At 74.7% G+C, this 11,923-nt stretch carries 9 protein-coding genes; 8 read left to right on the top strand and 1 reads right to left on the bottom strand.

From position 1 onward, the window contains the following. Nucleotides 1–40 precede the first annotated feature (40 nt). Nucleotides 41–4,027, bottom strand: a complete 3,987-nt coding sequence (gene eccCa, locus ABTY15_RS14865; protein WP_350582482.1) for a type VII secretion protein EccCa — start codon at nt 4,025–4,027, stop codon at nt 41–43. A 302-nt stretch (nt 4,028–4,329) separates the two neighbouring features. On the opposite strand from eccCa, the gene eccD reads away from it, so the two are divergent. From eccD to ABTY15_RS14825, 8 genes are all read left to right on the top strand, one after another. After that, a complete protein-coding gene (gene eccD, locus ABTY15_RS14860) occupies nt 4,330–5,721 on the top strand; it encodes a type VII secretion integral membrane protein EccD (protein WP_350582477.1) in 1,392 nt (463 codons plus the stop codon). Between the two features lie 112 nt (nt 5,722–5,833). Continuing rightward, complete coding sequence (gene eccB, locus ABTY15_RS14855; protein ID WP_350582475.1) at nt 5,834–7,309, top strand: type VII secretion protein EccB; 1,476 nt, start codon at nt 5,834–5,836, stop codon at nt 7,307–7,309. 149 nt (nt 7,310–7,458) lie between these two features. Beyond that, nucleotides 7,459–7,803, top strand: coding sequence for a WXG100 family type VII secretion target (locus tag ABTY15_RS14850; protein WP_350582472.1), 345 nt, complete (start codon nt 7,459–7,461; stop codon nt 7,801–7,803). A 78-nt stretch (nt 7,804–7,881) separates the two neighbouring features. Further along, nucleotides 7,882–8,169, top strand: coding sequence for a hypothetical protein (locus ABTY15_RS14845; protein WP_350582469.1), 288 nt, complete (start codon nt 7,882–7,884; stop codon nt 8,167–8,169). A 40-nt stretch (nt 8,170–8,209) separates the two neighbouring features. Next, nucleotides 8,210–8,653, top strand: coding sequence for a hypothetical protein (locus tag ABTY15_RS14840; RefSeq protein WP_350582464.1), 444 nt, complete (start codon nt 8,210–8,212; stop codon nt 8,651–8,653). A 70-nt stretch (nt 8,654–8,723) separates the two neighbouring features. Further along, nucleotides 8,724–11,036 (top strand): hypothetical protein, encoded by a 2,313-nt coding sequence (locus ABTY15_RS14835; protein ID WP_350582460.1) that lies wholly within the window; start codon nt 8,724–8,726, stop codon nt 11,034–11,036. Nucleotides 11,037–11,157: 121 nt separating this feature from the next. Continuing rightward, entirely contained in the window at nt 11,158–11,622 is a 465-nt protein-coding gene (locus ABTY15_RS14830) for a YbaB/EbfC family nucleoid-associated protein (protein WP_350582453.1), read from the top strand. Then, nucleotides 11,615–11,917 carry a hypothetical protein gene (locus tag ABTY15_RS14825; RefSeq protein ID WP_350582449.1) on the top strand — a complete coding sequence of 101 codons (303 nt, stop codon included), beginning with the start codon at nt 11,615–11,617 and terminating at the stop codon, nt 11,915–11,917. The genes ABTY15_RS14830 and ABTY15_RS14825 overlap by 8 nt, the downstream gene beginning before the upstream one ends. Nucleotides 11,918–11,923 lie beyond the last annotated feature (6 nt).

Below are 11,923 nucleotides of genomic sequence, written 5' to 3'. Positions count from 1 at the left end.
GCGTGTCATCCGGGACAACGGGCCCGCCCCCGCACCGGGTTCAGCCTTCGCCCGGCTCCACCAGGGCGGTCTGCACCTGCACCGTCCGGCGCCGGGTGATGTACAGGCCGCGCCCGGCCGGGAAGGTCCGGGGCTTGGTGTTGCCGAACAGGTAGCCCTCGCTCGGCGGGCAGGACAGCAGCAGGGCCGGGGTGTTGACCTCCTCCAGCTTGCGCAGCAGCTGGTCGGAGGCGGCCCGCCCGATGCCGTTGGCGCTGCGGGCGACGATCAGGTGCAGGCCGAGTTCGACGCCCTGGGCCAGGTAGTCGAGCAGCGGCCCGAACGGGTGGTTGCCGAGGCCGCCGGAGGAGCCGGCGGCCAGCTCGTAGTCGTCGACCACGATGAACAGTTCGGGCCCCTCCCACCAGTCCCGCAGCCGCAGCCGGGCCGGGGCGATGTCGGCGCCGGGCAGCCGGTTGGCCATCGCCCGGGCCGCGCCGTCGACGATCTGGCGCAGCACGTCGACGGAGACCGCGTGGCCCAGCCGGTACTCCTCGGGCACCGCCTCCTGGAGCACCCGGCGGTAGTCGATCAGCATGATCCGCGCCTCGTCGGGCCGGTAGGCGGTGGTGACGGCGGCGGCGACCAGCTTCAGCAGGTTGGTCTTGCCCGCCTCGCTGTCGCCGACCACCACCAGGTGCGGGGTCTCCTCGAAGTCGTGCCAGAGCGGGGTGAGCGCCACGTCCTGGAGGCCGAGCGGGATGCGCAGCCGGCCCTCGGGCGCGGGCAGCGCGGTGGCGGGCAGGTGCAGCGGCAGCATCCGGATCTCCGGCGCGCGCGGGCCGGTCCAGTGCTCGGCGACGGCGTCGACCAGGTCGGCGACGCCCTCGCCGAGGTCCTCGGCGGTGCCGCTGCCGTCGGTGCGGGGCAGTGCGGTGAGGAAGTGCATCTCGTCCGCGGTGAGGCCCCGGCCGGGGACGTTGGGCACCCGGCCGGCGGCCCGCATGCCGATCGCGGAGTCGACCGGGTCGCCGAGCCGCAGCTCGAAGCGGGTGCCGAGGAGGTCGCGCAGCGCGCTGGTGACCTCGCCCCAGCGGGTGGTGCCGACGATCAGGTGGATGCCGTAGTTGAGGCCGCGCTGGGCGATCAGGGTCAGCGCGGGCGCGAGGTCGGGGAACTCCTGGCGGACGGTGTTCCAGCCGTCGATGACCAGGAAGACGTCGCCGTGCGGCTCGTCCGACAGCTCGCCGGCGGCCAGCCGGCGGCGGAAGGCCGCGACGGAGTCGATGCCGAGCTCGGCGAAGCGCTGCTCGCGGCGGTTGAGGATGCTGTTGAGCTCGGCGACGGTGCGCACCACCCGCTCGGGGTCGTGCCGCCCGGTGATCCCGCCGACGTGCGGCAGGCCGCGCAGCGAGGAGAGCGTGCCGCCGCCGAAATCGAGGCAGTAGAACTGGACCTCGCGCGGGGTGTGGGTGAGCGCCAGGGCGGTGATCAGGGTGCGCAGCAGGGTGCTCTTGCCGCTCTGCGGGCCGCCCGCGACACCGACGTGGCCGCCCGCGCCGGACAGGTCGGCGGTGAGCAGGTCGCGGACCTGCTGGAAGGGGCGGTCGACCACGCCCACCGGCACGGTCAGGGTGCCCCGGCCCGCGCCGGTCTCGGTGGTGAGGCCGTACGCGGGGTGCGGGGCCAGCGGCGGCAGCAGCTGGTCCAGGGTGGGCGGCACGCCCAGCGGGGGCAGCCAGACCTGGTAGGCGGGCGGCCCGGCGTCGACGAGCTTCGCCGCGGCGAGCGCCAGCAGGCTGCGGGTCTCCTGCGGCGTCTGCGCCGGCTCCTCGGCGGCGGGCAGCGCGACGGGCTGACGCGGCGCCACGTACCCGGTGCCGTAGACCGCGACCTGCCCGGCGACGGCGGCCTGGCGGGCGGCGGCGGGGCGCCTGGCCCGGTAGGGGCCGGAGACGTACGCGGCCTTGAACCGGGTCAGGGTGGCGATGTCGCTGCGCAGGAAGCCGTTGCCGGGCTGCGAGGGCAGCTGGTAGGCGTCGGGGACGCCGAGGACGCCGCGGCTCTCCATCGCGGAGAAGGTCCGCAGGCCGATCCGGTAGGACAGGTGGGACTCCAGGGCGTGCATCCGGCCCTCGTCCAGCCGCTGCGAGGCCAGCAGCAGGTGCACCCCGAGCGAGCGGCCGAGCCGGCCGATCATGATGAACAGGTCCATGAAGTCCCGGTGCGCGGCGAGGAGTTCGCTGAACTCGTCGACCACGACGAAGAGCGTCGGCAGCGGGTCCAGCGGGGTGCCGGCGGCGCGGGCGGTCTCGTAGTCGAGCAGCGAGCTGTAGTTGCCCGCCGCCCGCAACAGCTCCTGGCGGCGGACCAGTTCGCCGTGCAGGGCGTCGCGCATCCGGTCCACCAGGGCGGCCTCGTCGGCCAGGTTGGTGATCACCGCCGAGGTGTGCGGCAACTGGTCCAGGCCGAGGAAGGTCGCCCCGCCCTTGAAGTCGACCAGGACGAAGTTGAGCACCTCGGAGGAGTGGGTGAGCGCCAGCGCCAGGACGAGGGTGCGCAGCAGCTCGGACTTGCCCGAGCCGGTGGCGCCGATCAGCATCCCGTGCGGGCCCATGCCGCCCTGCGCGGACTCCTTGATGTCCAGTTCGACCGGCGTGCCGTCGCCGGAGAGCCCGAGCGGCACCCGCAGCCGGTCGGCGATGCCGCGCGCCGCCCAGCTCTCGGTGACGTCGTGCCGGTCCAGGTCGCGGATGCCCAGCAGGGTGGCGAGGTCGAAGTCGGTGGCCAGCGGCTCCCCGGCCTCCGCCGTGTCGCCGATCCGGTACGGGGCCAGCAGGGCGGCCAGCCGGCGGGCGGCGGGCAGTGCGAGCGCGTCGGGGCGGCCGAGCTCGGTGACCTCGTCGCGGTGGTTGCGGTCGGCGCCGACCATGGCCAGCCGGCCGTCCTCGATCCGCAGTCGCAGCCGGAACCGCAGCGGCTTCCACTCCAGGGCGTCGCCCAGGTCGAGCAGGACGGTGTTGCGCCAGCCGGCCAGCGCGGCCCGGCCGGTCGGGGCGGCCGGCGGGCCGTCCAGCACGATCACGGTGAACGGCTCGTCCCGGCCGGGCTGCGCGTCCGGCTCGTACGGGGGCCGGCCGGCGAACTCGGCGCCGAGCAGCTGCTCGATCTCCACCAGCGACCCGGCCACCAGCCGCACCGGCCCGAGGCCGTCGGTGTCCACCGGGTGCAGGGCGTGCGGCAGCCACTTGGTCCACTCCCACTCAGCCTGGTGCGCCGGGTCGGTGACCACGGCGATCCGCAGCTCGTCCGGGGCGTGGAAGAGCGACAGCTGCGCCAGCATCGCCCGGGCCAGCGCCCGGGCCGCGGCGCGGTCCTCGTCCTGCGTGCCGCGCAGCAGCACCTGCGCGTACCCCCGAAGGTAGACCGCGATCGGCTGGTCGGCGACGGTGCCGTAGGCGTGGATGAAACGGCGCAGCGCGTGCGCGCACAGCGGCTCCAGGTCCTCCACCGGCTTGGTGGACAGCGGCGCCAGCCGCACCGCCAGCCGCTGGTGACCGGTGCCGATCCGGACGTCGCCGAAGTCCGGGTGGCTGCTGCGCCGCTCCCACAGCCGGGAGGTGCGCACCAGCGAGGCCAGCGCGGCGGGCGCGGGGTGACGCCAGGCCAGCGCCTCCTGCTGGCGGGCGACGGCGCCGCGGACCTGACGGCGGATCTGGGAGAGGTAGCGCAGGTAGTCCCGGCGCTCGGCGCGCAGCTCCCGCTTGCGGTCGGCGGCGCCGCGGATCAGCTGGGTGACCAGCATGCCGACGGCGGACAGCGCCATCATGCCGAGCGCGACGTAGGTCAGCACGCCGCCGCCGTCGTCGGGGCGCAGGAAGACGAACACCATCGACAGCGAGCTGAGCGCCATCGGCGCCATCGCGATCATGTTCGACATGCCGCTCTGCGCCTCGGGGAGGGCGGGCGGCTCCTGCAACTGGATCTCGCCGTCGGGCATCGCCGGGCCGGGGCGCCGCGGCGGACGGTTGACCAGCACCACACTCAACGAAGGGCTCCTCGCACCGGGGAGGGGCGCCCGCGGGCCGGCGGCCCGGGACGCGCCCCGTCCAACCGGGACGACGGGCGGCGGACCGGGCGGGGTTCAGGGGTGCCGGAGGACGGATCACGCGAAGTGGTGAACCCGGCGGGCACCGGCGTCCGTGACTGCTGGTGTGGGTGACACCCGGGCCGGACCTTCCCCCAGCCCGGCCCGGGCCGTCACCCACCGAGGACGTCCGGCCCGTCCGCCGTGGCGAGCCGCCGTCCGAGAGCCGCCGTCCGAAGCCGTGCCGCGCAGCGAGGAGAACCGTGAACGGGAGCGCCAACGGGACCGCCGTCGCCGGGCTGTGCCGACTGAGGTTCCGCACCCCCGAGGCGGTGCTGGAACTCGCCGTCCCCGCCGACGTGCCGCTGGCCGACCTGCTGCCCGCCGTCCTCGACCACGCCGGCCCCGAACTTGCGGAGCGGGGCGTCGAACACGACGGCTGGGTGCTGCAACGCCTCGGCGGCCCGCCGCTGGACGAGGAGCAGAGCCCGGACGCCCTCGACCTGCGCGACGGCGACGAACTCCAGCTGCGCCCGCGCCGCGACGCCCTGCCCGAGGTGCACTTCGACGACCTGGCCGACGGCGTCGCCACCGGCATGCGCGCCCGCCCGGACACCTGGCGCCCGGCGCTCACCCACCACGTGGCGCTCGCCCTGGCCGTCGCGGTCCTCGTGGGCGGCCTCGCCCTGCTCCTGCTGCCCGGCCCCGAACGGACCCGCGCCCTGGCCGCCGCCGTCACCGGGCTGCTCCTGCTGCTCGGCGCGCTGAGCGCCTCCCGGGCGGTCGGCGACGCGGGCGCGGGCACCGCGCTCGGTGCCGTCGCCGTGCCCTACCTCGCCACGGCCGGGGCGCTGCTGCCGACCGGCGGCGGACCGGGCGCGACCGGGGCCCGGCTGCTGGCCGGCGGCTGCGCGGCGGCCGGCGCGGCGGTGCTGGCGCTGGCCGCGGTCGGCTGCGCCGCGCCGCTGTTCCTCGGCGCGGTGCTGCTCGCCCTGGACGTGACGCTGGCGGGCGTGCTGACGCTGAACGGGGTGTCCTGGCCGGAGACGGCGGCCGTGCTGGCGGTGCTCTCGGTGGTCCTCGGCGCCTTCGTCCCCGGGCTCTGCTTCCGGCTGTCCGGACTGCGGCTGCCCGCCCTGCCGCGCAACGCCGAGGAGCTCCAGGAGGGGATCGCCGCCGTCCCCAGCGCCACCGTGCACAGCCGCAGCGCCGTCGCCGACGGCTTCCTGACCGCCTTCCACCTGGCGCTCGGTCTGGTCCTCACGCTCTGCCTCACCGTGCTGGCGGGCGAGGACGACTGGGCGGCGAAGGCGCTCACCGCCACCCTGTCCGTCCTGCTGCTGCTGCACGGCCGGGCGATCGGCAGCATCCCGCAGCGGCTCTCCGTCCTGCTGCCCGGCGCGTACGGGCCGGCGCTGCTGGCCGGGCACGTGGCCGCGGGGCAGCCGACCGGCGGGCGCCTGGTGCTGCTGGTCGGGCTGCTCTGGGTGGCGGCCGCGCTGGCCGTCGTCTCCTGGACGATCCCCGGGCGGCGGCTGCTGCCGTACTGGGGCCGGGCCGCCGACCTGCTGCACACGGCCGCGGCGGTGGCGGTGATCCCGCTGGCGCTGGCCGTGGCCGGGGTCTACCACGGGCTCCGCGGCATCGCCGGCTGACAGCACGACACGAGCCACCCGGCCGCCGAGCACCGTTCGCCGCCCCGGACCGTTCGCCGCCCCGGACCGTTCGCCGCTCAGGACCGTTCGCCGCCCCGAGGAGAACCACGAGATGCAGTCGAAGCGCGACCAGGTGCAGGCCCACCTGTTCGTGATGGGCAGGCTCGCCACCGGCATGCTGCGCGGCGAGCCCGACGCGGCCGACACGCCCGCCGGGCGCACCTCGCGCGGCACCGTCACCGGGCTGGTCGTCGCCGTGCTGGCCTGCCTGGGGGTCGCCGTGTACGGGGTGATGGTGCCCGGCGGCGCCACGGCCTGGCGCAAGCCCGGCACCGTGGTGGTGGTCAAGGAGAGCGGCGCCCGCTACCTGTACCTGGACGGCAGCCTGCACCCGCTGCTGAACGAGGCCAGCGCCCGGCTGCTGGCCGGCGACCAGCTGGTCGTCGACCAGGTCAGCGTGAAGTCGCTGGCCGACACCCCGCGCGGCGCCCCGGTCGGCATCCTCGGCGCCCCCGACGGCCTGCCCCGGCCCGACCGGCTCGCCGACGCGCCCTGGCTCGCCTGTGCCGTCAGCCGCCCCGGCCCGACCGGCGGGCGGCTGCCCGAACTGGCCCTGGCCGTCGGCCCCGGCAGCCGGGGCGTCAGCCTGACGGACGGACAGGCCGCCCTGGTGGCCGCCCCCGACGGCACCGAGTACCTGCTCTGGCACGGCCGCCGGCTCCGCGTCGACACGAAGAACGGCGCCCGCCAGGCCCTCGGCCAGACCGCCGTCGCCGCCTACCCGGTGACGACTGCCTTCCTCAACGCGCTGACCGCCGGCCCCGACCTGGCCGCCCCCGACCTCGACGGCCGCGGCTCGCCCGGCCCGGAACTCGCTGCCCGCCCCACCAAGGTCGGCCAGCTCTTCACCGGCCCGGGCGGCGACCCCTACCTGCTCACCCCGGCCGGGCTGGCCCCGCTCGGCCGGATGGCCTTCGAGCTGCTGCGCAACGATCCGCGCACCCAGAGCGCCGCGTACGAGGGCCGGGCCGTCACCCCGGCCGCACTCGGCCCGGCCGACCTGGCGGCTCACACCGCCCCGGCGGCCGCTGCCGGGTCGCCCACCGCCGGGTTGCCCGCCGCGCCGCCCGAGCTGGTGACGGTCGCCCAGGGCCGGGGCGTCTGCGCCGACCTGCACCTCACCGAGCAGGCGCCGACCACCGCCGTCACCCTGCTGGACGCCGCCGTCGTCGCGGGCCTGCCGCCCGCCGCCCAGCCGGGCGTCGAACCGGCCTGCGCCGGCGCCGACAGCATCGCGGTGCGGCCCGGTGGCGGCGCGCTGGTCCGGGCCCTGTCCAGCGCCGGCGTCGGAGCCACCCTCTACCTGGTCACCGACACCGGGGTGAAGTACCCGCTCGCCTCGCCCGCGGTCGCCAAACAGCTCGGGTACGCCGACACCGTGCCACCGGCCGTGCCGGAACCGCTGCTGACCCTGCTGCCGACCGGGCCCAGCCTCGACCCGGCCGCCCTGACCGGCGTCGCGAACCCTTCGGCGACCGCTGCCGCGCCGCCGCCCGCCCGCCCGGCCGCCCCCGCCTGTCGGCGCTGAACCGCTGCCCGTAGGCGCTGAACCGCCGCGCGCCCGGCGCTGAACCACCGCCCGCCGCAGGCCCGTTGAATCAGTTGGAACCGGGTCCGCGGACCCGCCGCACCCGGCACCCGCCGGGCGCGGGAACCCGTACCGAGGAAGGGAAACCCGTGGCCAACCCCGCCCTGCAGACAGAGGACGCGGTCGTCCAGAGCGTCCTGGCGACCCTGGACACCCACATCCAGGCGATGTACCAGGCCGGCCGGAACGTCGAGGCGATCAAGGAGGAGATCCAGCAGCACTTCAAGGCCGCCGCCAGCACCGCCTACCAGGCGAAGATCGACGACTGGAGCGCCCGGTACACCCAGCTCCAGCAGGCGTACGACCACTTCAAGGAGGCCCTGGCGAAGGGCCACCAGCAGATCAACAACGCGCACCAGGAGGCGCTCGGCGTCGGCGGCAACTGGAACACCGGTCCCTCCTCCGTCGTCTACAACGGCCTCAACCCCAGCTGACCCGCCCCCCCGTTCACCCCCTCCTCCGCGCCGCCCGAGCCGCCCGGCGAGGCCGGCCGACCCCGAAAGGAACCCCTGATGGCCGACATCGTGCTCAACCACGCCAACATCGACGAGGCCGCCGACGCCCTCACCCAGGCCGGCCGGACGATGGACGACGCGATGAAGGACTGCGAGCGGGCCGTGACGACCGCCGAGCAGCAGCTCCAGGGCGATCTCGCCGCCGCCGCCCACTCCTTCTACCTGGTGCTGTCCGGCAACGACGCGACCATGACGGACGACCTGCTCAAGGGCGCCGACGTGCTGCGCACCATGCACGGCCTGCTGCGCGACGCCGACGCGCGCGCCGCCCAGGGCGTCGGCTGATGACGGCGCCGGTCGGGGTCCGGTGCCCGGGGCGGCCGCGATGACCAGCGCCCCCGAGCCCGTCGACCTCAACCACACGCTCAGCGTCAAGCACGACGACCTGGAGTACTTCGCCAACACCCAGCTGAAGAACTTCCTGCACGAGCTGGCGGCCGACCCCGGCTACACCTCGGTGCTGGCGTTCGCCGGCGAGGGTGCCGGGGACTACACCGGCCTGCTGACCGGGCACGGCACCGAGTTCCCGCTCGCGGAGAACGTCAAGACCAATTTCAAGGCCCTGGCCACCGGCCTGGCCGGCGACCTCAAGACGCTGGGCGTGCAGATGACCGAGGCCCAGCTGCGGATCCAGCTGACGCTGACGATCATGGACGCCGCCCACGAGGAGGCCATGACGGCCGCCGAGATGATGCAGATCCTCAACAAGGTGGGGTCGGCCGCTCCCCCGAAGACCGGGTCCGGGACGGGGACCGGGTCAGGGACCTGACGGGGGACCCGACCGGGCCGGAGCACTCCGCCCGGCACACCTGAGACGTTTGGAGGGATGGACAGAGCCCATGGGCGACATGAAATGGGAGGACGTCCTCAAGACCTTCGCCTCCGAGGCGCAGCGCACCGCCAAGATCGTCACCCGGGAGGAGGTCGCCGGGCCCCCGTCCGCCGACCACCCCTGGTTCCGGCCGGTGGACAAGTTCGTCGGCGGCTACGAGTGGTACGCCAACGCGCCGTCCGGCAAGGGCGGTTACGCGGGGACGGGGCATCCCGACGTCTGGTGGGCCTGGAACTACTCCACCAGCACGGGGGACTACCACTACCGGATCACCCTGAGCGTCAACTACACGGACTGGGGCAACGACACCGACAAGCCGCTGTCCAGGTTCGTCAACCAGCACGTCGCCATCCTGGAGCCGGCGAAACCGGGCGGGAAGGGCAACGACACCATCAGCCCCGCCAGCCTGCGAGCCGGGGCGCAGACCCTCTCCCAGATCCGGACCTGGCTGACCACCTGGTACCCCCGGGTCCACGGCTGGGCGGAGAAGCTCAACAACGACGACAGCGACTGGCAGGGCAGCGCGGCCGGGGAGTTCAAGCTGCTGCTGGAGCACTACGCGCTGGAGCTGGAGGGCATCCGGCACCAGATCGAGAACGCCCCGTACGAGGCGGACCTCCAGGCGGCGGCCACCGCCATCGAGCAAACGGCGGTGGACCTCGGCTACGTCCACTGGCTGTGGTACGGCAGCGGGCTGGCCTGGCCGAGCCACGCCATCTACCAGGCGCTGAGCGACACCCTCCAGGGCGTCGTGCCGGACATCAACGCCAACGGCACCCTGAACGGCATCACCACCCCCCTCGGGGACCCGCGGGAGCAGGGCTTCTACGACCAGCTGGAGCAGAAGGCCAAAACCCTCTGGCTGGGCTGGGTCAGCCAGTACCTCGACAAGCGGGAGATGCTGCACGTCGAGAACGAGCAGGTGCACACCGGCCCCGACCCGATGAGCGGCCTGACGGCCGCCTACACCAAGCTGAACACCGACTTCGGCTTCGGCTACCGACCGGTCGGCCTGGACCTGCCCCCGGTGACCGACCCCACGAAGACCGGCCCCGGGGACGACCCGAACCACCAGGGGACGAAGGACGGCGGCAAGGACGGCAAGACCGACCTGGGCGGCGGCGGCAGCGGCGGCGGGGGCGAGGGCGGCGGCAAGTTCAGCCTCAACGGCGCCGGTGGCGGTGGTGGTGCGGGCGCCGGTGGCGGCGCGGGCGGCGGTGCGGGCGCCGGGGGCAAGGGCTCCGGTCAGCACACCCCGCCGGTCTTCGGTGGCGCCGGCGGCGGGATCGGTGGCGGCGACGGGCCCGGCGGCACCGGCAGCGGGACGCCGATCCTCGACAAGGACAACAAGCCCGTCCTGGACGCCGACAAGAAGCCCGTGCTGCTGCCCCCCGGCGGCTATATCGGGGCCGGCGGCCAGGTGTACGACGCCAGCGGCCGCCCCGTCCGGGACAAGAACGGCAAGCCGGTCGTCGTCCCGGCCGGCTCGGACGTCCCACCGGGGACGGGGGCGGGCCTGTACGGGCTCAACGCCAAGGTGCCCAAGGGCTCGACCGTCCGGGAGGACGGGTCGGTGATCGGCCCCGACGGCAAGCCGGTGCTGGACCGGGAGGGCAATCCGGTGGTGCTGCCCAAGGGCGCCACCGTCGCCGCGGACGGCACCCTGCTGGACGCCGCCGGCCGGCCGATCTCCGACACCACCCAGCGGTTCAACGACGCGCAGCGCGTCATCGGCCCGATCGGGGGTGGGGGCGGTGGCGGGGGCGGCGGCGACGGTCTGCTGCGACCGCCGACCGGCTCCCCGGGCCTGTCCTGGCAGTTGGACCCCGACCTGCTCGGCCCGCACGGGACCGGTGGCACCGGGTCGGGCCTGCTGCTCGGCACCTCCGCCGGTTCGCTCTCCGGTGCGTACGGCGGCGGGGGCGAGGGCGGCCCGCCGACCTCGGGCGGTGGACAGCTGCCCCGGCTGGTCAGCTCCGGCGGCGGACTGAGCCCGCGGGCCATCGAGAACAGCGGCGGGATGGTGCCCGGCGGTCGAGCGGCGGTGTCCGCCGGTACGGCTGCGGCCTCGGCCGCCTCGGCGGAGAAGGCCGCGATGGGCCAGAAGGCCTCCGCGCTCGCCGCCGAGGAGGCGGCCGCGCTGCGCGGCCGCTCGGTGACCACCAGCGGTGGCGGCATGCCGATGATGGCGCCGCCGATGGCCGGCGGCATGGGCGGTGGCCAGGGCGAGAAGGGCCGTCAGCGGACCACCTGGCTGGCCGAGGACGAGGAGGTCTGGGGCACCGACACCGGTGCGGTCAGCGGCGTCATCGGCCGCTGAGGCGGGGTGCGGGGAACCAGTAAGGGGCAGCGGCGGGGCCGGTCTGTGGGGCCGGCCCCGCCCCGTTCCACGTGTGCGGCTCATGCGGCTCATACGACAACTCGGAGTTCGGAGTGGAGAGATGACGTTCTCGTTCGAGGAGCAGCTCGCGCAGGCGATGGCCGCGCTGGAGGAGCAGCAGGCCCGGATGGCCGAAACGGCCCGGGAGTTGCGGGCGGCCACCGCCTCGGCGACCTCCAAGGACCGGATGGTCACCGCCAAGGTCGGCTCGCAGGGCGAGGTGACGGCGCTGACCTTCCACACCACTGCCTACCAGGAGATGGCACCCGCCCAGCTCGCCGCCGTCCTCAAGGACGTGCTCAACGAGGCCAGGGCACGGATGGGCGAGCAGATCGCCGCGTCGATGCGGGCCTTCGACGGGGTCGGCGAGACGCTGCGGCTGGCCGTCACCGGCGAGCGGGAGGACGAACTGCCGTTCACCGCCGACGGTTTCGACCTGGAGGCGCTGCTGGCGCCGCTCACCGCGATGCGACCGGGCGCCGACGGGCCCAAGTCCCCCCAGAAGCAGGAGGAGTTCAATGGCTAAGCAGCTGAAGAAGCTCGACGACCTCAAGTCGGCGTTCGGCAAGTTCGACGAGATGTCGGCGCTGGTCGACAAGGTCAAGGGCGAGATCGACGACGTCAACAAGAAGAACGTCGCGGCGGGCGGGAACGACGAGATCGGCAAGAAGTACCACGAGCAGGTGGACAAGCCGACCGAGAACCTGACCGTCCTGGTCGGGGCCATCCGGGACAAGCTGCAGAGCATCGGCCTGCACGGCCAGGGCACCGCCGACCTCTTCGACCGGACCGACGAGCACAACACCCAACTGGTCCGCTGAGCCGCC

This window comes from Kitasatospora sp. NPDC097643 (genome assembly GCF_040302625.1).
Taxonomy (GTDB): Bacteria; Actinomycetota; Actinomycetes; order Streptomycetales; family Streptomycetaceae; genus Kitasatospora.
The sequence above is the reverse complement of the archived record's forward strand: the minus strand, read 5'-3'. Positions and strand labels throughout refer to the sequence as shown.

Bases quoted from the DNA above. Each gene is read 5' to 3' on its own strand.
- eccB (WP_350582475.1), top strand. From the start codon at position 5,834: ATGCAGTCGAAGCGCGACCAGGTGCAGGCCCACCTGTTCGTGATGGGC.
- ABTY15_RS14840 (WP_350582464.1), top strand. From the start codon at position 8,210: ATGACCAGCGCCCCCGAGCCCGTCGACCTCAACCACACGCTCAGCGTC.
- ABTY15_RS14845 (WP_350582469.1), top strand. From the start codon at position 7,882: ATGGCCGACATCGTGCTCAACCACGCCAACATCGACGAGGCCGCCGAC.
- ABTY15_RS14830 (WP_350582453.1), top strand. From the start codon at position 11,158: ATGACGTTCTCGTTCGAGGAGCAGCTCGCGCAGGCGATGGCCGCGCTG.
- ABTY15_RS14835 (WP_350582460.1), top strand. From the start codon at position 8,724: ATGGGCGACATGAAATGGGAGGACGTCCTCAAGACCTTCGCCTCCGAG.
- ABTY15_RS14825 (WP_350582449.1), top strand. From the start codon at position 11,615: ATGGCTAAGCAGCTGAAGAAGCTCGACGACCTCAAGTCGGCGTTCGGC.